Here is a 20,848-nt window from a genome sequence, read left to right as displayed (position 1 = left end):
TCGCCACGCCGGTGGAGGGTGAGGGCGACGTCTTCGCCGACGTCCTCCCCGCGGGCCGCTACGTCACGGCCTCCCACCACGGCCACCCGGACCAGCTGGCCGGCGTCATCTCCTCGGTGCTGAAGTGGGGCGAGGAGCAAGGGCTGGCCTGGGACATGACCTGACATGAACAACTGGGACACCGAACTCCGGTTCCGCCTGGCCTGACCTCGAAGGCGCCTCGAAGCATCGCCTTCGCGACGGGCGCGTTTCGCGCGTCGAGAGCTTCAGACAGCGTCCCGTGGGGGCGCGCCCCCCCACGGGACGCTGCCGCTGACCGGCTTCTCCCCTTCGCCGTCGCGTCATAGCTCAGCGGAGATGCCGAAAATTACGGCTCCAAAGAAGCGTCGAGTAGGAAATCACTTTCCAGGAACTGGATGAGGAATATCCTTTGCTGCCCTGATGGCCAGGTGGCACATCAATCGCCTTGAGCTTTTCCTCCTGCTTGCAGCACGTGGTTTTCGCGGGTGGCGATGTGAGTCCGTCTGACGTCGCATGACATTAGAGTGCCGCTCTTCCGTTCTTCTTCCGTACGTCTTCCGTCGCAGGTGAGCGACGGGATTGCTGCCTGGGAAGCCGCTTTCCTCCGCCGATGGAACGGAAGGGATCGCCATCGTGAGCGGTTCCGGAATTGGCCGATTCCCTCGGTGGTCGGGCGAATCTGGTATACCTCTCAAGGCCGCGCGAAATGCGCGTGCATTAACGATCGCGGAGTGCCTGACAAAGGTCGGTAGTCACCGCATCGTGCGAGAAGCACAACGTTCCCGAAAAGAGATCCGCATGTCCATGTACGAACGGCAAGCACCCGCCCACTTCGAAGACCGGCGCGCCGCCGAGGCTCCCCAGAGGCCGGCGAACTTAACCCGAGCTGTGTACGCAGCCATCGCCGCCGCGACGCTCAACGTGATCAGCGCCATCGGAATCATCGTCTCCGGCACAGAGACGATCAAAGAGCAGATCGCCGCGAACTCGGACATGGGCTCTGCCCCCATCAGCCCCGACGAGGTCGACATCCACAGCGACCGGTTCGAGGGACTCCAGATGATCTACTCCGGGCTCGCCTACAGCACGATCTTCTGGTCGCTCGTGCTCGTACTGCTCGCCTGGCTGGCGTTGCGCGGCGGCGGCGCCGTCCGGATCTTCGCCACCATCATCGTCATCATCTCCGTCCTGTTCAAGGCGGTGGACGTGTTCATCACCCTGCCCACTCTCACGCTGGTCGCCGACGTGCTCGTCGCCGTGCTGGGTGTGGTCGCGACCATCTTGTTCTTCGGCGCCGGTGGCAAGGCCGCCCGCCAGGGAAGGTGACCCCCTCGCCTTATGGCTGGGACCTCAACGTAGCTTGAGCACGGCCGCCGGTGACGGCGCGGCCGACCTCGGACGCCGCCCGGCACGCTCGCGCGCTGCGCCCTCGCCCCCGAGCTCGGCGCGCAGGCGCCGCTGACCGAGCTGGAGGGCGAGGCCGGCGCCGACCGACTCGCCGCCTGGTTCACCGCCCGCTGGGGCGGCGACGGCCGCGGCGACCTTCAACGCCCGCCGCGACGGGCTCGGCTCCGCCCGCGACTGGTGGCACGATCAGGACTGGCTGACCGGCGACCCGCTGCGCCGCATCCGCCGCCGCGCCGTACCTCCGGACCGCCCCAAGACCCTCAACCGTGCCCACGTCCGCTTGGAGCGCTGCGTGCTGAAGCCCTTCCTGCCGGCGCAGATCGCCTTCCAGGGGTGCTCGTATTGTCGGTGGGGGCTGAGATCCTTTCCTGTGTGGGTGAGTTGATCGAGCGCGTCGACGATCTGGACCGCGTGCTGGGGACAGTGGATCGAGGTGAGGCGGAGCGTCGAGGCTGGTTGCACCGGATCGCGACGACGATCTGCCGCGACGAGGTGGGGCGGATCCTGGTGCTGCGCCGTTCGGAGCGGCACACCCGCTTTCCCGGCCACTATGACGTTCTGGTCGGTGGCGCTGTGGGCATCGGCGAGTCTTATGAGGAGGCAGCGGCCCGGGAACTGGCCGAAGAACTGGGCGTCGGTGCCCCGGTGCGTTTCCTTTTCAAATTTCTGTGCGGCCAGGGGGTCAGTCCCGTCTGGTTCGGCGTGCATGAGGCCGTCCTCACCGAACCGCTGGCCCCGGATCCGTCAGAGATCGCCTGGCAGGCTTGGCTGACCGAGAGCGATCTGGCCGAGGTCGTTGATCAGTGGCGTTTCGTTCCATGCGGCCGAGAGGCCCTGCGCCGGTATCTGGACGCAGGGTTCTGCGGCGGCCAGGATCAGCCGTCGCCGGGATGACCTGCGCCAAGGCGCAGGTCGGGGATGACTGGGTCGGTGAGAACAAGAGCGCCCTTATCGCCAGACGTCCAGCAGTTCCTCCGGCGTGATGTGCGTGATGCCCGCCACGTCGCACCCGCTTCGGGAGACCGCATAGAGCGGCGTGGACGTGTCCGCTCCCGGCATCTTTGACCGGTGGACGATGAGTTCCGCCATGTCGTGTTGATCGAACGGCCGGTTCTCCAGCCACTTGATGGAGCCGAGCATGGTGATCTGCTTCGCGATCGGTTCCCGGTCGGCGCCGACGATGTCGATCTCCGGATCGTTGCTGCGTGTCCAGTAACCTCCGATGGCCCCAGTCGGCTCGGGCAACCCGTCCATGCGGCGGAAAGACTCCTGGATCAGGGGCTCGATGGCCATTCCTCGCCACGATGTCCATGACAGGCGGATCCGCTCCAGGACTTTGTCTCCACGGCCGCGTTCGATGTCGGTCAATCGCGATCCGATGAAGGGAATCCAGAACCGCAGATGCGAGTCGATCACGCGATACCGCGAATCCCGCGATGGGCGCGTCGACAGCGGTCTGTCCACGGCGATCATGCGCTTTTCCAGGAGAAGTTGGAGCGCGCGATTCATCGTCGCACGGGGGATGTCCTGGGTGGCGGTCGCGATATTGGAGTGCGTGCGCTGTCCGGAGCCGATGGTGTTGAGGACTTGGACCGCCCTTGGGCCACTCTTCACAGATCATCGGCAGCCCGCCCGAAACCAGATGTGCGTCGAACGCCTCTGCGGGGGGAAGGTCGAGCGCCTGTCCGACGTCATATGGCGTCAGAGAGTGGACCACGAAATCGGCGGCCCGCTCGTAGAAGGGCCGGTTATGGGTGTTGATCGCCTCCATCATGGATAGGTCGGAGCCGATGAGGAGCAACAGGACAGGCCGTCTGGAGAATTCCTTGTCGAAGAGCTTCTGGAGCACGCCCTCCAACGTGGGGTCCGCCTTGATGAGGTAGGGAAGCTCGTCGATGACGACGATGCTGGGGGAGTCCTCTGGCAGAGCCCGAGCCAGGAGGGAGAGAGCGTCATGCCAGGACCCGGGTTGCTGGTCATCGAAGACCGACGCGGCGGGCAGACTCGACGCCCGCGCCTCCTCGGTGAAGGTGCGGAGTTCCTCGCCGAGCGTCTGGCCGGTGGCTGTGTAGTAGACGTGGGGCACCTGTGCTTTGGTCTCATGAATGAGACCAACTGGAGCTTTGGTATCAACGCATGGGTTTCATGGCCCTCAGCCGAGCTCTGGTCTCACGAATGAGACCTAAGGCACCGCATGCCGGGCGACCAACCGAGAACCGGGCTACAGACCCAGAGCGACGGACAGGTCGGCCTTCAGGGCGTCGAGGTCGCGGGCGGCCTGGGCACGCGCCTCCGCCACCTCACCGCTCACCGGAACGACGACCTCCAAATAGCACTTCAGCTTGGGCTCCGTACCCGAAGGCCGGACGACCACGCGGGCGTCACCCGCGAGCCGGTACCGCAGCCCGTCCGTCGGCGGCAGCCCCCCGTCGCCCTTCGTCAGGTCGTCCGCACGCACCACCGCCCGGCCGCCCAGCGCGGACGGTGGGTGGGTGCGCAGGCGGGTCATGGCGTCGGCGATCAGGGACAGGTCGCTCACGCGGAACGAGAGCTGGGAGGTCGCGTGCAGGCCGTAGCGGCGGGCCTGGTCGTCCAGGAGGTCCAGCAGGGTACGGCCCGAGCGCTTGGCCGCCGCGGCGATGCCGGCCACCGTGAGGGCCGCCCCGATGCCGTCCTTGTCGTGGACCGGGAGGCCCGCGTCGGAGCCGACGCTGTAGCCGATGGCCTCCTCATAGCCGAAGACCAGCCCGGGGCCCGCCTTGATGATCCACTTGAAGCCGGTCAGCGTCTCCCCGTAACGGACGCCGTGCGCGCGGGCGATCTTGCTCAGCAGGGTGGAGGAGACGATGGTGGTGGCGACCATGCGGTCGCCGGTGGTGTGGGTGATCACGTGCTCGGCCAGCAGGCCGCCGACCTCGTCGCCGGTCAGCATGCGGCACGTCCCGTCCGGCAGCGGCACCCCCACCGCGCACCTGTCGGCGTCCGGGTCGTTGGCCAGGACCAGGTCGGCGTTGAGCTTGGCGGCCAGCGCGATGGTCAGGTCCATCGCCCCGGGCTCCTCCGGGTTGGGGAAGGAGACCGTGGGGAAGTCGGGGTCGGGGTTGCGTTGCTCCTCGACGGCCACCGGGTTCTCGAAGCCGGCGGCGAGGAAGGCGCCCGTGAGCGTGGCGCCGCCCACCCCGTGCAGCGGCGTGTACGCCACGCGCAGGCCGCGGGCGTCGCCCAGGGGCAGGGACGTCACTGCGGTGATGTAGTCGTCGACGATGCTCTCGCCGAGCTCCGTCAGCGTGCCGGGACCGTGGAGGGGGAGCAGGTCCACGCGGCCCACGGTGTCGATGGCGGTCGAGATGTCACGGTCGACAGGCGGCACGATCTGGGAGCCGTCGCCCCAGTAGACCTTGTAGCCGTTGTCCCGCGGTGGGTTGTGGCTGGCCGTCACCGTCACCCCGGCGTCCGCGCCGAGATGCCGTACGGCGAAGGCGAGGACGGGCGTGGGCAGCGGGCCGGGCAGGAGGGAGGCGTGCAGCCCGGCGCCTGTCAGCACGGCGGCCGTGTCGCGGGCGAAGACGTCGGACTTGTGGCGGGCGTCGTAGCCGATGACCACGTGCTTGCCGGGCCCGAGCACCTTGGCCAGGCCGGCGGCGGCGCGCATGACGGTGACGCGGTTCATCCGGTTGGGGCCCGCGCCGAGCTCGCCGCGCAGGCCCGCCGTGCCGAACTCCAGCTTGGTCCCGAAGCGGTCCTGCAGCGCGGGAAGGTCCCAGCGCTCCAGCAGGTCGGAGAGCTCGGCGCGGGTCTCCGGGTCCGGGTCCTGGGCCAGCCACTCACGGACCGCCCTTTCCAGAGTCACAGCTCGTCCACCACCTTGGCCAGGAGCACGCCCATGCGGGCAGCCGTGGCGCGGCCGACCTCCAGGACCTCCTCGTGGTTGAGGGGCTCGCCCGACAGCCCCGCGCCCGGGTTGGTGACCAGGGAGACGCCCAGCACCTCCAGGCCGGCCTCGCGGGCGGCGATGGCCTCCAGGACGGTGGACATGCCCACCATGTCGCCGCCCAGCGTGCGCAGCATGCGGATCTCGGCCGGCGTCTCGTACGTGGGCCCGCGGAAGGCCACGTACACCCCCTCGGCCAGGCTCGGGTCGATCTCGTGCACCAGCGCGCGCAGGCGGCGCGAGTAGACCTCGGTGAGGTCGATGAACGTGGTGCCGGTGATCGGGTTGGTCCCGGTGAGGTTGATGTGGTCGCTGATCAGGACCGGGTCACCGACGTTCTGCGTCTCGGGGCGCAGGCCGCCGGCCGCGTTGGTGAGCACGAGCGTGCGCACGCCGGCCGCCGCCGCCGTGCGTACGCCGTGCACGACCGCGTCCACCCCGAGCCCCTCGTACAGGTGCGTGCGCCCGAGGAACACCAGCGCGTGGCGCCCCGCCGAGGTGCGCACGACGCGGATCTTGCCGCCGTGCCCCGCCACGGCGGGCGCGCGGAACCCGGGCAGGTCGGTGAACGGCACCTCGCTCACCGACTCGCCGATCGCGTCGGCGGCGGGCACCCACCCCGACCCCATGACGAGTGCCACGTCGAAGGTGTCGAGGCCGGTCGCGTCGCGGAGAGCGGCGGCCGCCTCGGAGGCCAGGGTGTATGCGTCGATGGTCACAACTCAGTAGTTTAGGAGGAGCCTGTCCAGTACCCGCACGCCGAACTGCAGGGCGTCCACCGGCACCCGCTCGTCCACGCCATGGAACATCGAGGCGAAGTCCATGTCCGCGGGAAGCCGCAGCGGCACGAACCCGAACCCGCGCACCCCGAGGTCGGCGAAGAACGTCTTGTTGTCGGTGCCGCCCGACATGCAGTACGGGATCGCGCGAGCCGCCGGGTCCTCGGTCTTGAGCGCCGCGATCATCGACTCGACCAGCGCGCCGTCGAACGAGGTCTCCAGCGCGATGTCGTGGTGCACGAACTCGCGCCGCACCTTCGACCCGAGCAGCGAGTCGACGGTCTTGAAGAACTCCTCCTCGAACCCCGGCAGGAACCGCCCGTCGATCACCGCCGTGGCCTGGCCGGGGATGACGTTCGACTTGTAGCCGGCGTTGAGCTGGGTCGGGTTGACCGTGTTGCGCAGCGTCGCGCCGACGAAGCGCACGAGCGGCCCGATCTTGTCCAGGACCGGCTGCGGGTCGTCCTCGTCGAACGGGATCCCGAACGCGTCCGCGACCTCGGTGAGGAAGCGCCGCACGGTCGGCGTGTAGGTGAGCGGCCAGTCGTGGTCGCCGATCCTCGCCACCGCCTTGGCGACCTCGGTGACGGCGTTGTCGGAGTTCAGCATCGAGCCGTGTCCCGCCGTGCCGTCGGCGATGAGCTTCATCCAGGCCAGGCCCTTCTGGGCCGTCTCGATCAGGTAGAGCCGCAGCGACGGGTCGACCTCCAGCGAGTAGCCGCCGACCTCGCTGATCGACTCGGTGACGCCCTCGAACAGCTCGGGGTGGTTCGCGGTGAGGTACTTGGCGCCGTACACGCCGCCGGCCTCCTCGTCGGCGACCCACGCGAACACGATGTCCCGGCGCGGCCTGCGCCCCTCGCGCTTCAGCTGGCGGAGCACGGCCAGCATCATCGCGTCCATGTCCTTCATGTCCACGGCGCCGCGGCCCCAGATGTAGCCGTCGCGGACCTCACCCCCGAAGGGGTCGACGGACCAGTCGGCGGCGTTGGCGGGCACCACGTCCAGGTGCCCGTGCACGAGCAGGGCGGGCAGCGACGGGTCGGTGCCCTCGACGCGAGTGATCACGTTGCCGCGGCCGGGCTCGCTCTCGATGTACGTGGACTCGATCCCGACCTCGGACAGCCTGGCCATGACGACCTCGGCCGCGGCCCGCTCGCCGGGGCCGCTGCCGTCCCCGTAGTTGCTGCTGTCGGCGCGGATCAGCTCCACGCAGAGGTCGGCGACTTCCTTCTCGGCGGGTGTCATGGCGTTTTCTCCCAACGATGATCCAACGTGAGCAGTCCGGACTTATGGAGATGACCGCGTTTGTAGGCGCGGGTGATCAGGGTGAGGTCGCTGTCGGTGATCTCGTCGAACTGTCCGACGACGCGGGTCATGAAGCGGTAGAGGTCCGCCTCGTGCGCGGCGACCACCTGCACGATCAGCGAGTGGGTGCCCGAGGTGGCGGCGCAGTAGCGCACGTCGGGATGCGCGGCCAGCCGCTGCCCGACCAGGTCCAGCCCGTACGGACGCACCTTCAGCCAGAGCATGGCCTCGACCTCGAGCCCGAGCAGCGCGGGCTCCACCTCGGCGCGGGGCAGCAGCAGCCGCCGCTCGATCAGCGAGGTCACCCGCCTGCGCGCGGTCGGCACGGAGACGTCGAGGTGCTCGGCGACGGTCGTGAACGCGATCCTGCCGTCGGCGGCGAGCAGGTGGGCGATCTCCTCCTCCAGAGGAGACAGGCCCTCCTCGTCGGGCCGGCACTCGGGGGGCGGCGCGGGCCGCAACTCGGCCACCTCCTGCTCGCTGAGGTACGGCGCGTGCCACTCTGCGACGGTCCTGAACGTGTGGAGCACGACCATGGCCTGCGTCTGCCGCACGCCGTCGATCTCGGAGACCTGCGCGGACAGGATGTGGTGCAGCTGCTCGCGCGACGGCGAGACCAGCTCGCAGCCGATGTCGGCGGCGCCGGTCAGCGCGTAGACCGAGCGCGTGTCGGGCCGGTCGGCCAGTGCTTCGGCCACCTTGCCCGCCGTGCCGGGACGCACGTGCACGTGCAGGTGAACCGGGCGCCCGTGCCCGGTGCGCAGGTCGTCGTAGATGGCGGTGACGCGGACGACTCCCTCGGAGATCAGGCGCTGCAGCCTCCTCGCGACCGTGCGCTCGTGCTCGCCCACCGCTCTGCCGATCTCGCCCCATGAGGCGCGCGGACTGACTTGGAGCGCGGCGACGAGGCGCCGGTCGAGATCATCCACCTGCTACCTGTTCTGTGTCGGGTTTGTAAATATCTGGCCAGAGATTTGACTGTTTCGGTCGTCCAATTGCACAGTAAGCCATCTCCGCACATTGCAGCAAAGGAGCCCCCCGTGGCGACCTCCCCCGTGACACATTCGCCAGTCGGCATCCCCAAGAGTCGTGTCCGCCAGCTCATGGCGGCCAGCATCGGCAACGTCGTCGAGTGGTACGACTGGTACGCCTACACCTTCCTCGCGACGTACTTCTCCGCCCAGGTCTTCCCCAAGAGCGAGGGCGGCCTCGTGGCGCTGCTGAGCGCCTACGGGGTGTTCGCGGTGGGCTTCTTCATGCGCCCGCTGGGCGGCCTGCTGGTCGGCGCGTTCGCCGACCGGTTCGGGCGCAAGGCCGCGATGACGTTCACCATCGTGCTGATGGGCGCGGGGTCGCTGCTGCTCGGCCTGACCCCGACCTACGAGGCCGTCGGCCTTCTGTCGCCGGTCATCCTGACCCTCGCCCGGCTCATCCAGGGCCTGTCCGTGGGCGGCGAGTTCGCCGCCGCCACGACGTTCCTGGTGGAGTCCGCCCCGCAGGGACGGCGCGGCCTCTACTCGAGCTTCCAGTACGTCAGCACCACCATCGGCCAGCTCCTGGCCTCCGGCCTGGCCGCGCTGCTCGCCTCCAGCCTCGTGAAGGAGGACATGGGCTCGTACGGCTGGCGCATCCCGTTCATCGTGGGCGCGGTGATCAGCCTCGTGGGCCTGTGGATCCGCAAGGGCGCGGACGAGACCTCGACCGTGGCGGAGGAGATCCAGCGCGGTGAGGCCAAGCGGCCGAAGCTCTTCGAGTTCCTGGTGGGCTACCCGAAGGCGGCCGCCACGATCGTCGGCATCACCATCGCGGGCACCGTGGCGTACTACACCTGGACGAGCTTCCTGCCGATCTACGCGCAGATCACGGTCAAGTTCGACACGGCGGAGTCGCTCAAGGTGGGCACGGTCTCGCTGTTCTTCTTCATGGTGCTGCAGCCGCTGCTCGGCATGCTGTCGGACCGCATCGGGCGCAAGCCCATGCTGATCACCTTCGGTGTCGCCTTCGTGGTGCTGCCGGTGCCGCTGCTCAGCACGCTGTCCAACTCGTTCGGCAGCCTGCTGGCCGTGCAGCTGATCGGCATGCTCTTCCTCGGCTGCTTCACCTCGATCTCGGCCGCGGTGAACTCCGAGCTCTTCCCGACCAGGGTGCGCGCGGCCGGCGCGGGTTTCCCGTACTCGCTGACCGTGGCGCTCTTCGGTGGCACCGCGCCGCTCATCGGCACGGCGCTCAAGGACGCGGGCAACGTCGGGGTGTTCCCCTACTACATGTCGGCGCTGGCGCTGATCTCCACGCTGGTCTACATCTTCGTGCTGAAGGAGACCAAGGACCAGCCGCTGAGCTAGCCGCCGTAAGAGGTGCAGGGGCGCTCCCGCAACTCCTTGACGTAGTCGTCGGGAGCGCCCGCCCGCTCCGCCGCCTCGGCCAGGCTGCCGAGGTAGCGGGCCGAGGGCAGGCCGCCCTCGTAGCCGTCGAGCACGTAGAACCAGGCCACGACCTCGCCCTCGAGGGTCTGCACGCGCAGCCGCACCTTGTGGTAGGCCCCGCGGACCGCGCCCTCCCACTGGTCGAGCGAGGTCTCCTCCCAGTCGGGCACGTCGTAGAGCACCACGAACACGTGCTCGTCGGGGTCCTCGACGATCGTGGCGAGCGCGCCGTCCCAGGCGGGGTCGTATCCGCCGAACGTCAGCCGCCATCCGGTCAGCCAGCCGACACCCCAGATCGGGGAGTGCGGGGCACGCATGGCCATCTGCTCCGGGTCCATGTTCGAGCCGTACGCGGCATAAAGCCGGAGATCACTCGGCTTACCTGAAGGACCTGAAAGCCACGCCACGATCCACCCCTCTCACCGGGTGCCGCTCGTCATCCAGCTACCGCGCCATCCTGTCACGCTGGACGGCCGTCTCGGTCCATCGGCTTCACACCGGCGGACGACGTGTCACGCTTCGTGGTCAAAGCTCCGCGCGTTCTCTCGAGACCACATGGGCCAGTTGCCGCCTTACCCAGCTCATGCGGGACAATGGTGTATGTGACGAGGATCGTGATCATTGGTGGCGGACCGGGCGGTTACGAGGCGGCTCTGGTGGCCGCCCAACTAGGCGCGCAGGTCACGATGGTCGAACAGGACGGCCCCGGTGGCGCGTGCGTGCTGACCGACTGCGTGCCGTCCAAGACGCTGATCGCGACCTCTGTGCGCAAGCAGGCGCTGCTCGACGCGCCGTCGCTGGGCATCTCCTTCGACGGCGGGCCCGACGGCGAGACGGGCACGGTCGGGGTCGATCTCCCCCTGGTCAACAAGCGGGTCAAGGAGCTGGCCCAGGCTCAGTCGGCCGACATCGCCACGCGCGTGGAGGCCGAGGGCGTCGAGATCATCAGGGCGCGCGGGCGGCTGGTCGAGCCGCAGGTGGTCAAGGCGGGCGACCGTACGATCAGGGCCGACGTGGTGCTCCTGGCCACCGGCGCGACGCCGCGCGTGATGCCCACCGCCGAGCCCGACGGCGAGCGCATCCTCACCTGGCGTCAGCTCTACGACCTGGAGGAGCTGCCCGAGCATCTCATCGTGGTCGGCTCGGGCGTGACGGGCGCGGAGTTCGCGGGCGCGTACCGCTCGCTGGGCTCCGAGGTCACGCTGGTCTCCAGCCGCGACCGGATGATGCCCAACGAGGACGCCGACGGCGCCGAGGTGCTCGAAGAGGTCTACCGCCGCCGTGGCATGAACGTCATGGGCCGTTCGCGTGCCGCCGGTGTCAAGCGCACGGCCGACGGCGTGGTCGTGACCCTGGAGGACGGCCGCACGGCCGAGGGCACCCACGCGCTGATGACGGTCGGCATGATCCCCAACACCTCCGGCATCGGCCTGGAGGAGGCCGGGGTGCAGCTCGACCGGGGCGGCTTCATCAAGGTCGACAAGGTCTCGCGCACGTCCGCGCCCGGCGTCTACGCGGCCGGCGACTGCACGGGCGTGCTGATGCTCGCCTCGGTGGCGGCCATGCAGGGGCGCATCGCGGTCTGGCACGCGCTCGGTGAGGCCGTCCAGCCGCTGCGGCTGTCCACGGTGGCCTCCAACATCTTCACCGACCCGGAGATCGCGGCGGTCGGCGTCGCGCAGCGGGTCATCGAGGCGGGCGAGGTCGAGGCGAACGTGGTCAAGCTGCCGCTGGCCACCAATGCCCGGGCCAAGATGCAGGGGTTCAACGACGGGTTCGTCAAGCTGTTCTGCCGGCCGCACACCGGGATCGTGCTGGGCGGCGTGGTCGTGGCGCCGCGGGCCTCCGAGCTGATCCTGGCGGTGTCGGTGGCGGTGCAGCAGCGGCTGACCGTCGACCAGCTCGCCCACACGTTCGCCGTCTACCCGTCGCTGTCCGGGTCGATCACGGAGGCGGCCCGCCGCCTGATGCAGCCGGGCGTGTCCATCTAACTTTCGCGTTCAGCTCTCCGCCTCCGCGCGCGCCGAGGCGCTCCTTGCCATGCCCGCCCACCGTTCTCAGGGGGAAGTGGGCTCTCTGACCGTTGACGTTTGTTGGTATGGACAGCAAACTAACTCACGAGTTGGCGCAGCCGTTCGTAAGGAGCTTCCATGCCCTATCGCCCCCCACTGGTGGCGCACGAGTATTTCGTCGCAGACCCGCCCGAGCTGCCGGTTCGCGCACGAGGCGAGGGTGGTCTGTCGGCGGTGACCGCCGCGGAGCTGGTCGCGGCCGACGGCGCCGAGGTGATGGTGAAAGCCGTCACCACGGCGGAGGAGACGCTGGTCGTCCAGGTGGGAGTGGCCGGTGAGGGAGTCATCAGGGTGCGGCTGTCGGAGGACGCGACCGCCAGGCCGCGTTCGGAAGGCGCCATCTCGCTGGTGACCCCCGGCACGTATCGAGGGGCACGTGCCGGGGTCGAGCCAGGGGAGCCGATCGTCGTGGACGCGGGCTCGCTGCGGGCCGAGATCAGCCTGGCGCCGTGGCACCTGCGCTTCACCGACGCCACCGGGAAGACGCTGGTCGAGCAGGACCGCGGGCACACCGACATCAGCGGCCGGCTGCGTACGCTCCCCTTCGGCCGCTCCAGCTCCAACGGCGCCCCCGTCGCCTACCACGAGAGCTTCGCCGCCGCCCCGGACGAGGCCTTCGCCGGGTTCGGCGAGTCGTTCACGCGGCTCGACAAGCGCGGCCAGCGCCCGCTCATGTGGAACTTCGACGCGTTCGGCGCCGAGTCGCAGCGGGCGTACAAGAACGTCCCGCTGTACGTCTCCAGCAGGGGCTACGGCGTCCTCGTGGACAGCGGCGCCCCGATGGAGTTCGACGTGTGCCAGTCCACGCACAGCGTCGTGCAGATCATCGTGCCCGACGACGTGATGGACTACTACGTGATCGCCGGTCCGACGCCTTCCGACGTGCTGGACCGTTACGACCTGCTGACCTGCCGCCCGTCGCTGCCGCCGAAGTGGGCGTTCGGGACCTGGATCTCCTCCGGGTTCTGCGTGGACAGCCAGGAGCGGGTGCTGGCCAGGGCACGGACGATCAGGGAGCGCGGCATCCCGTGCGACGTGCTGCACCTGGACACGTACTGGCAGGCCGACGGGCACTGGTCGGACCTGCAGTGGGATCCCGAGAACTTCCCCGACCCGGAAGGGATGCTGGCCGAGCTCAAGGGCATGGGGTTCCAGGTCTGTCTGTGGATGAATCCCTATATTTCCCACCTGAGCCCCGCCTTCCCCGAGGCCGCTGAAGCCGGATATTTCCTGAAGAATCAGGAGGGGGAGACCTACGTCGCCGACTGCTGGCACGGGTCCTTCCCGCCGTGCGGGATCGTGGACCTCACCAACCCGCAGGCGGTCGAGTGGTTCACCGGGCTGCTGAGAGACCTGCTCCGCCAGGGCGTGGCCGCGTTCAAGACCGACTTCGCCGAGGGCGTGCCCGCCGACTCCGTCGCCTTCAACGGCATGACCGGCACCGACCTGCACAACGTCTACACGCTGCTGTTCAACGACGCCGTCGCCGCCGTCACCCGCGAGGTGCACGGCCACGAGCTCGTCTGGGCCCGCTCCTCCTACCTCGGCGGCCAGCGCCACAGCGCCCAGTGGGGCGGCGACACCTACACCAGCTACGCCGCCATGGGCAGCACGATCAGGGGTGGGCTCGCGCACGGCCTGTCCGGCGTGCCGTTCTGGAGCCACGACGCCGGCGGCTTCACCGGCCGGCCCACCGACGACCTGTACGTGCGCTGGACCCAGTTCGGCGCGCTCTCCCCGCTGATTCGCCTGCACGGGACGACCACCCGCGAGCCGTGGGAGTTCCCCGAGGTCGAGGAGCAGGCCGTCGCCGCGCTGAAGCTGCGTTACCGGCTGATGCCGTACATCTACTCGGCGGCCGTCGAGGCCGCGCGCACCGGCGCGCCCATGATGCGGGCGATGTGCGTCGATCATCCGGACGACCCGGTGGCCTGGCAGGCCGACCTGCAGTATCTGCTCGGCCGCGACCTGCTCGTCGCCCCCATGACCGCGCCCGAAGGCACCCGCCAGGTGTACCTGCCGCGCGGCCAGTGGGTGGACTACTGGACGGGCGAGGTGCTCGAAGGCTCCCGTTACGTCACGGTCAGCAAGCCGCTCGACCAGATCCCCCTCTTCGTACGGCACGGCGCGATCATCCCGGTCGCCACCACCCCAGGGGACACGGTGGACGTGCCGGCCGAGATCACCCTCGTCGCCTTCGGAGGCGGCGACGCGACGGTGGAAATCCACGACGAGGACGGCGTGACGGTCGCCGTCGTCACCAGGGACGGCGACGTGCTGCGTGTCGCCGTCACCGGCCCGAAGCGCGTCACCGGGGTCGATATCGCCCCGGTGACCGGAGCTCCCGCACGGGCCGTCATCCAGTAACACCCCCCTGGAGGGATCATGGTCAAGTCAAGAGCCGCGGCGGTGCTGGCCGCCGCGGTCCTGGTCCTGTCGGCGTGCGGTTCCGGCGGCTCGGAGACCCCGGCCGCCCAGAACAGCAGTCAGCCGCGCACACTCAAGCTCTGGCACTACGAGTCCGCCGACAGCGCCATGGGCAAGGCGTGGGCCGAGGCGATCAAGAAGTTCCAGGCGTCTCACCCGAACGTGACCGTCAAGTTCGAGGAGAAGGGCTTCGAACAGATCCAGAAGACGGCCAGCATGGTGCTGAACTCGGACGAGGCGCCCGACATCATGGAGTACAACAAGGGCAACGCCACCGCGGGCCTGCTCTCCAAGCAGGGCCTGCTCACCGACCTCAGCGACGAGGCCACCAAGCGCGGCTGGGACAAGCTGCTGCCCGGCGGCCTGCAGACCACCGCCAAGTACGACGACCGCGGCGTCATGGGCACCGGCAAGTGGTACGGCGTGCCCAACTACGGCGAGTTCGTGATGGTCTACTACAACAAGGACCTGTTCGAGAAGCACAAGGTCCAGGTGCCGACGACGTTCGAGCAGTTCACGGCCGCGATGGACACGTTCGTCAAGGCCGGGATGACCCCCATCGCCACCGCCGGCGCCGAGTACCCGGCCCAGCAGATCTTCTACCAGCTCGCGCTCTCCAAGGCGCAGAAGCCGTGGCTCGACGCCTTCCAGTCCTACAAGGGCAAGGTGGACTTCCACGGCCCCGAGTTCACCTATGGCGCCGACACGTTCGCCGACTGGGTGAAGAAGGGCTACATCGCCAAGAACTCCTCGGGGGTGAAGGCCGAGGACATGGGCGTGGCGTTCATGAACGGCAAGTTCCCCATGATGATCAGCGGTAGCTGGTGGTACGGCCGCTTCGCCTCGGAGATCAAGAAGTTCGAGTGGGGCCACTTCCTCTTCCCCGGCGCCACGATGTACCCGGGCTCCAGCGGCAACCTCTGGGTGGTGCCCGAGAAGTCGGAGAACAAGGACCTGGCCTACGACTTCATCGACATCACGATGAGCAAGGACATCCAGAACCTGCTGGGCAACTCCGGCGGCGTCCCCGTGGCCGCGGACCCGGCCGCGATCACCGACGCGAAGAGCAAGGAGCTCATCGAGACCTTCAACAAGGTGACCAGTGGCGACGGCCTGGCCTTCTACCCCGACTGGCCCGCTCCCGGCTACTACGACGTGCTGGTCGCCGGGGTCCAGAACCTCATCAACGGCAGCAAGGCCCCTGCCGCGGTGCTGGACGAGATCGCCAAGCCGTACGAGGACAACCTCGCCGACATTGGCAACTAGATGAGAGTGCGCACGAGGGGATACTGGCTCTACCTGATCCCCAGCCTGCTGCTGTTCCTGGTGGTCATCGTCGTGCCGTTCCTCATGAACGTGGGCGCGAGCTTCACCCGCTGGTCGGGGGTGGGCACGCCCAGGTGGATCGGGTTCGACAACTACGCCAGGCTGCTGAAGGACGAGCGGTTCTGGCAGTCGTTCCAGCACAACGTGGGCCTGATCGTGGCCATGGCCATCGTGCCGACCGCGATCGGCCTCGTGCTGGCGGCCGCCCTGTTCGACTACATCGGCAAGCGGTTCGGGCCGCGTACGGCCTCCGCGCTGCGGGCCATGTACTACCTGCCGCAGGTGCTGCCGGTGGCGGTGGCCGGCGTGGTGTGGGGCTGGATGCTGCACCCGTCGTACGGCGCGGTCAACCAGATCTTCGGCCTGGACCTCGACTGGCTCGGCGATCCCGACCTGGCGCTGGCCACGGTCATGGCGGTGATGGTCTGGTTCCAGCTCGGCTACCCGGTCGTGATCTTCATGGCGGGGCTGCAGCGCGTGGACCCGGCCTACTACGAGGCGGCCGAGATCGACGGGGCCTCGTGGTGGCGCAGGTTCTGGCACATCACGCTGCCGCAGATCCGGCCGGAGATCTTCGTGGTGCTGCTGACCTGCACGATCGCCGCGCTGAAGGTGTTCGGGCCGATCTTCGTGCTGACCCGCGGAGGGCCCGGCAACGCCACCATGGTCCCGTCGTACTTCTCGTACCTGAACTTCTTCCAGAAGAGCAACGTCGGGTACGGCTCCGCCATCGCCACGGTGCTGGCCCTGATCATCATTGTGGTGACGTTCCTGTTCCTGCGGGTCCAGGAGCGTGAGCAATGAGGGGGCCGGGGCGCTGGGCGGTGCTGTTCGCGCTGGTCGTGCTGGCGGTCGTGATGGTGTTCCCGTTCGCGATCGTGGCGATCAACGCGGTCAAGTCGCCGGCCGAGTACAGCTCTCAGGGCCCGCTGAGCCTGCCTGACGGGCTCTACCTCCAGGGGATCATCGACTTCTGGAACCGGGTCGAGTTCGGCACGAAGCTCTGGAACAGCCTGCTGATCAGCGCCTCCGTGGCGGTGCTCGCCGTCGTGCTGTCGGTGCTCAACGCGTACGCGCTGGGCATCGGCCGGGTGAAGGGCCGGCTGTCGATCCTCGTGCTGTTCCTGGTGGCCAACACGCTGCCGCAGGAGGCGCTGGCCTACCCGCTCTACTACCTGGCCAAGGCCGTCGGCCTGTACGACACGCAGCTGGCCGTGATCATCGTCATGACGGTGATCCAGGCGGCGTTCGGCACGTACCTGCTGAGCGCCGTGCTGGGCCAGTTCCCGAAGGAGATCCTGGAGGCGGCGGCGATCGACGGCGCGGGGCGGCTGCGGTCGCTGTGGCGGATCGTGGTGCCGATCAGCCGGCCCACTCTCAACGTCCTGCTGATCTTCTTCTTCATCTGGACCTGGAACGAGTTCTTCCTTCCGCTGATCTTCCTGATCTCCAACGACACCCAGACGGTGCCCGTGGCGCTCGGCGTCCTGCAGGGCGAGAAGTACATGGACGCCACGATGTCCAGCGCCTCGGCCCTGCTCGGCGTCGTGCCGGCGGTCGCCTTCTTCCTGATCTTCCAGCGCACGCTGACCCGTGGTGTGACGGTCGGCGCCATCAAGTGATGGAGAACCCCCCTTATGCGAAAGATCCCCTTACTGGCCACTCTCACCCTCGCGGCCGCGCTGCTGGCCGCGCCCCCGGCCCAGGCCGCCGACTACCCGTTCCAGAACCCGGCCCTGCCGGTGGAGCAGCGGGTCGATGACCTGCTCGGCCGCCTCACGCTCCCGGAGAAGCTGGGGCTGCTGCACCAGTCGCAGGCGGCCATCCCGCGGCTGGGCATCGCGTACCACAAGAACGGCACCGAGGCACTGCACGGCGTCGGGTGGTCCAACGACCTCAATGACAAGTGGAGCCAGAAGTTCGCGAGCGGCACCGTGTTCCCGCAGGCCGTGGGGCTGGCCAGCACGTGGGACCCGGCGTTGATCAAGAAGGTGGGCTCCGCCGTCGGCGACGAGGCCCGCGGCTACAACGCCGTGGACCCGGCCCTGTGGGGCCTGCAGGTGTGGGCGCCCGTCGTGGACCTGCTGCGTGACCCGCGGGCGGGCCGCAACGAGGAGGGCTATTCGGAGGATCCACTCCTGACCGGGGCGATCTCCACCGCCTACGGCAAGGGCCTCCAGGGCGACGACCCCTTCTACCTGAAGGTCGCGCCCGTGCTGAAGCACTACCTGGCGTACAACAACGAGACCAACCGCGGCACCAGCTCGTCCAACCTGACGCCGAAGCTCAGGCACGAGTACTACGAGCAGGCGTTCAAGGCGGCCATCTCGGCCAACGCCGCGACCGGGGTCATGGCGTCGTACAACCTGGTCAACGGGCGGCCCAACCACGTCAACCCTGACCTGAACAGCACGGTCAGGTCGTGGACGGACAAGACGCTCTACAACGTCAGCGACGCCTGGGGGCCGCACGCGCTCACCGACCTGGAGAAGTACTACGACACCAAGCCCGAGGCGTTCGCCGCGGTGCTCAAGGCCGGGCTCGACAGCTACACCATCGACGACAACAACCCGGGGCCGCTGGCCGAGCACCTCACGGCCGCCCTCGACCAGGGGCTCATCACGCAGGCCGACGTGGACAGGGCCGTACGTAACGTCCTGACCATCCGCACCCGGCTGGGGCACTTCGACCCGGACGGCGGGCCGTACAAGAAGATCACCAAGGACGTGATCAACAGCCCCGCCAACCAGAAGCTGAACCGGGAGGCGGCGGGCAGGGCGGCGGTGCTGCTGCGGAACTCCGGCGCCCTGCCGTTCAAGGGGCCGAAGTCGGCGGCCGTGGTCGGGCCGCTGGCCGGGACGCTCTACCGCGACTGGTACGGGGGCACCATGCCGTACCAGGTGACGCCGCTCGACGGGATCAAGGAGCGCGTCGCGGACGTCAGCACCGGCACCGGGCTGGAGCGGATCGCGCTCAAGCACCTGGCCTCCGGCAAGTACCTCACCGCCACCGGCACCGGGCCCGACGACAACGCGGCCCTGGTCGACACGGCGCCCACCGCGGCCTCCCAGTGGGATCTGACCGACTGGACCGGCGGCGTGTCCACGCTGCGCAACGCGGGCAACGGCAAGCTGCTCGGCGGCGACTGGCGCTCGCTCGACACCGACGACGACCGGCCCGACGGCTGGTATGTGCAGCAGCAGTTCTCCCTGGAGCGCCAGTCCGACGGCAGCTACCTGATCAGGTACGCCGGCTACGAGAGCGTCGAGAGCTGGTACGGTCTGCCCGACCCGTACGTGGCCGTCTCCGCCGACGGCACGCTCGGGCTGGCTCCCAAGGCGCAGGCGGCGAAGTTCGGCAAGGAAGTCGTCTCCGACGGCGTCGCCGAGGCTGCCGCGCAGGCCGCCAAGGCCGAGGTGGCGGTCGTCGTGGTCGGCAGCCACCCGTTCATCGCGGGGCGCGAGTTCCACGACCGCCCCAACCTGCAGCTCGGCGAGGGGCAGCGGCGGCTGATCGAGGCCGTGCGCAAGGCCAACCCGCGCACCGTCGTCGTCCTGGAGACCAGCTACCCGGTCATCGTGGACGCACCGAACCTGCTGTGGACCACGCACGCGGGCGCGGAGACCGGGCACGCGGTCGCCGACGTGCTCTTCGGCGCCGTCAACCCGGCCGGCCGGCTCACCCAGACCTGGCCCGCCACCGACAACCTGCCGAGCATCTACGACTACGACCTGGCCAAGACCGGGATGACGTACCTGTACGGGAAGGACAAGCCGCTCTACGCGTTCGGGCACGGCCTGAGCTACACCTCGTTCGGCTACCAGGGGCTGAGCGTCCAGGGCGACAAGGTGAGCGTGAAGGTCACCAACACCGGCAAGGTGAAGGGTGACGAGGTGGTCCAGCTCTACACCCACCAGCAGCAGTCCCGCTTCAAGCAGCCGGTCAAGCAGCTGCGCGGCTTCCAGCGGGTCACGCTGAACCCCGGTGAGACCCGTACCGTGACCTTCCCCCTGAAGAGGTCGGACCTGGCGGTCTGGGACTACACCCGGGGCAGGTGGGCCGTCGAGAGTGCCACCCACGACGTGCTCGTCGGCTCCTCCTCGGACCGGATCCGCCTGTCCACGACGCTGCGCGTGTCCGGCGAGACCATCCCCGTACGCGACCTGACCAGGACCACGCGGGCCATGGACTTCGACGACTACGCGGGCGTGGCGTTCGCGGACGAGACGAAGGCCGGCGGCGAGGCCGTGGAAGGGTCGGCGGGGGACTGGATCTCCTTCACCGGCGCCTCCTTCGGCTCCCGCTTCACGGCCGGGGTGTCGTCGGTGAGCGGCGGCGCCATCGAGCTGCGCTCGGGCTCGCCGACCGGCGCCCTGCTGGGGACCGTCCAGGTGCCCGCCACCGGCGGGATCTACCAATGGGGTACGGCGACCGCCTCCGTCAAGGCGGGCACCGGCAGCCTGTACCTCGTGTTCAAGGGCGACCTGCGGATCAAGGACTTCGCCCTCACCCGATGACGTTTCGTGGCGGCCATGAGCATGGTCGTGGCCGCCACGGAACTCCTCTTGCCTCCACATGGATAGTTGTGCTATCTAATTACTAGATAGTTAAGTTATCCAATGGAGGCTCGCGGTGGTTGTGATCGTGTTGCTGGTCGCCACGTTGGCGTTCCGGCTTCTGGGAGCGCTGGGTGTGCGGCGGTTCGGCTCCTGGAGGGTGAGCGCCGCACATGGGCTGGCCGTCATGCTGGTGATGACGGCCAGTGCGCATTTCGTCCCGGCGGGCGTGACCTTCATGCCCAACCATGCCGACATGGTGGCCATGGTGCCCCCGTTCGTGCCGTTCCCGGCCCTGGTGGTCTATCTGACCGGCGTGCTGGAGCTCGCCGGGGCGGCCGGGCTCGTGCTGGAGCGGACCCGAAGGGCCGCCGGGATCTGCCTGGCGCTGCTCTTCGTGGGCCTGCTCCCGGCCAACGTGTACGCCGCGCTCGCCGGCCAGGACGTGACGCCGCTGTGGGAGCGGATCCCCGAGCAGGTCCTCTACATCGCCGTCGCGCTGTGGGCCGCGGTTAATTCGTCGGCCGTCCAAACTATTGACCTTCGTCGCACGCGTGTGTGAGCCTTCTTGAAGAGCTCATGCGCGAAGGCGCGGCGA

General features: G+C 68.7%; 16 protein-coding genes. 10 read left to right on the top strand and 6 right to left on the bottom strand.

What is annotated here, in order from left to right; genetic code table 11:
• Window positions 1-909 precede the first annotated feature (909 nt).
• Both AB0J64_RS23425 and AB0J64_RS23420 read left to right on the top strand, forming a co-directional pair.
• Window positions 910-1,347 carry a hypothetical protein gene (locus AB0J64_RS23425; RefSeq protein ID WP_364030251.1) on the top strand — a complete coding sequence of 146 codons (438 nt, stop codon included), beginning with the start codon at window positions 910-912 and terminating at the stop codon, window positions 1,345-1,347.
• 453 nt (window positions 1,348-1,800) lie between these two features.
• Entirely contained in the window at window positions 1,801-2,322 is a 522-nt protein-coding gene (locus tag AB0J64_RS23420) for an NUDIX domain-containing protein (RefSeq protein WP_364030248.1), read from the top strand.
• 54 nt (window positions 2,323-2,376) lie between these two features.
• Here the strand turns inward: AB0J64_RS23420 and AB0J64_RS23415 are convergent, their stop codons facing one another.
• The 5 genes from AB0J64_RS23415 to AB0J64_RS23395 all read right to left on the bottom strand — a co-directional run bounded on the left by AB0J64_RS23415 (window position 2,377) and on the right by AB0J64_RS23395 (window position 8,375).
• On the bottom strand, window positions 2,377-2,937 hold the full coding sequence (locus AB0J64_RS23415) for a DUF234 domain-containing protein (protein WP_364030245.1): 561 nt from the start codon (window positions 2,935-2,937) through the stop codon (window positions 2,377-2,379).
• A 712-nt stretch (window positions 2,938-3,649) separates the two neighbouring features.
• The gene (locus tag AB0J64_RS23410) at window positions 3,650-5,278 is read right to left on the bottom strand and encodes a phospho-sugar mutase (protein ID WP_364030242.1); all 1,629 of its coding nucleotides are present in this window, start codon (window positions 5,276-5,278) and stop codon (window positions 3,650-3,652) included.
• Window positions 5,275-6,078, bottom strand: coding sequence for a purine-nucleoside phosphorylase (locus AB0J64_RS23405; RefSeq protein ID WP_364030239.1), 804 nt, complete (start codon window positions 6,076-6,078; stop codon window positions 5,275-5,277). Before AB0J64_RS23405 ends, AB0J64_RS23410 begins: the two co-directional genes overlap by 4 nt.
• Window positions 6,079-6,081: 3 nt before the next feature.
• Window positions 6,082-7,386, bottom strand: coding sequence for a M20/M25/M40 family metallo-hydrolase (locus AB0J64_RS23400; protein WP_364030236.1), 1,305 nt, complete (start codon window positions 7,384-7,386; stop codon window positions 6,082-6,084).
• Complete coding sequence (locus AB0J64_RS23395) at window positions 7,383-8,375, bottom strand: Lrp/AsnC family transcriptional regulator (RefSeq protein ID WP_364030233.1); 993 nt, start codon at window positions 8,373-8,375, stop codon at window positions 7,383-7,385. Before AB0J64_RS23395 ends, AB0J64_RS23400 begins: the two co-directional genes overlap by 4 nt.
• A 111-nt stretch (window positions 8,376-8,486) precedes the next feature.
• Between AB0J64_RS23395 and AB0J64_RS23390 the strand changes: the two genes are divergently transcribed.
• A complete protein-coding gene (locus tag AB0J64_RS23390) occupies window positions 8,487-9,788 on the top strand; it encodes an MFS transporter (RefSeq protein ID WP_364030230.1) in 1,302 nt (433 codons plus the stop codon).
• Here AB0J64_RS23390 and AB0J64_RS23385 read toward each other — a convergent pair.
• Complete coding sequence (locus AB0J64_RS23385; protein ID WP_357618455.1) at window positions 9,785-10,276, bottom strand: gamma-glutamylcyclotransferase; 492 nt, start codon at window positions 10,274-10,276, stop codon at window positions 9,785-9,787. The two genes, AB0J64_RS23390 and AB0J64_RS23385, sit on opposite strands and share 4 nt — an antisense overlap.
• A 195-nt stretch (window positions 10,277-10,471) precedes the next feature.
• Here AB0J64_RS23385 and AB0J64_RS23380 point away from each other — a divergent pair, with 195 nt between their 5' ends.
• From AB0J64_RS23380 to AB0J64_RS23350, 7 genes are all read left to right on the top strand, one after another.
• Entirely contained in the window at window positions 10,472-11,860 is a 1,389-nt protein-coding gene (locus AB0J64_RS23380; RefSeq protein WP_364030227.1) for an NAD(P)H-quinone dehydrogenase, read from the top strand.
• A gap of 159 nt (window positions 11,861-12,019) precedes the next feature.
• Complete coding sequence (locus AB0J64_RS23375; protein ID WP_364030224.1) at window positions 12,020-14,308, top strand: TIM-barrel domain-containing protein; 2,289 nt, start codon at window positions 12,020-12,022, stop codon at window positions 14,306-14,308.
• Window positions 14,309-14,326: 18 nt separating this feature from the next.
• On the top strand, window positions 14,327-15,634 hold the full coding sequence (locus AB0J64_RS23370; protein ID WP_364030221.1) for an extracellular solute-binding protein: 1,308 nt from the start codon (window positions 14,327-14,329) through the stop codon (window positions 15,632-15,634).
• Window positions 15,635-16,498, top strand: coding sequence for a sugar ABC transporter permease (locus AB0J64_RS23365; RefSeq protein WP_364030218.1), 864 nt, complete (start codon window positions 15,635-15,637; stop codon window positions 16,496-16,498).
• A complete protein-coding gene (locus AB0J64_RS23360) occupies window positions 16,495-17,316 on the top strand; it encodes a carbohydrate ABC transporter permease (RefSeq protein ID WP_364030215.1) in 822 nt (273 codons plus the stop codon). Before AB0J64_RS23365 ends, AB0J64_RS23360 begins: the two co-directional genes overlap by 4 nt.
• A gap of 15 nt (window positions 17,317-17,331) precedes the next feature.
• On the top strand, window positions 17,332-20,211 hold the full coding sequence (locus AB0J64_RS23355) for a glycoside hydrolase family 3 C-terminal domain-containing protein (RefSeq protein WP_364030212.1): 2,880 nt from the start codon (window positions 17,332-17,334) through the stop codon (window positions 20,209-20,211).
• A 115-nt stretch (window positions 20,212-20,326) separates the two neighbouring features.
• Entirely contained in the window at window positions 20,327-20,812 is a 486-nt protein-coding gene (locus tag AB0J64_RS23350) for a hypothetical protein (protein ID WP_364030209.1), read from the top strand.
• Window positions 20,813-20,848 lie beyond the last annotated feature (36 nt).

Source organism: Nonomuraea sp. NPDC049695 (genome assembly GCF_040674955.1).
In the GTDB taxonomy this organism is placed as follows: Bacteria; Actinomycetota; Actinomycetes; order Streptosporangiales; family Streptosporangiaceae; genus Nonomuraea; species Nonomuraea helvata.
This window is presented reverse-complemented; position numbering and strand designations above follow the sequence as displayed.

Excerpts from the sequence above, each read along its gene's own strand:
- AB0J64_RS23415 (WP_364030245.1), bottom strand. The coding sequence starts at position 2,937 with ATGAATCGCGCGCTCCAACTTCTCCTGGAAAAGCGCATGATCGCCGTG.
- AB0J64_RS23400 (WP_364030236.1), bottom strand. The coding sequence starts at position 7,386 with ATGACACCCGCCGAGAAGGAAGTCGCCGACCTCTGCGTGGAGCTGATC.
- AB0J64_RS23375 (WP_364030224.1), top strand. The coding sequence starts at position 12,020 with ATGCCCTATCGCCCCCCACTGGTGGCGCACGAGTATTTCGTCGCAGAC.
- AB0J64_RS23370 (WP_364030221.1), top strand. The coding sequence starts at position 14,327 with ATGGTCAAGTCAAGAGCCGCGGCGGTGCTGGCCGCCGCGGTCCTGGTC.
- AB0J64_RS23365 (WP_364030218.1), top strand. The coding sequence starts at position 15,635 with ATGAGAGTGCGCACGAGGGGATACTGGCTCTACCTGATCCCCAGCCTG.
- AB0J64_RS23360 (WP_364030215.1), top strand. The coding sequence starts at position 16,495 with ATGAGGGGGCCGGGGCGCTGGGCGGTGCTGTTCGCGCTGGTCGTGCTG.
- AB0J64_RS23355 (WP_364030212.1), top strand. The coding sequence starts at position 17,332 with ATGCGAAAGATCCCCTTACTGGCCACTCTCACCCTCGCGGCCGCGCTG.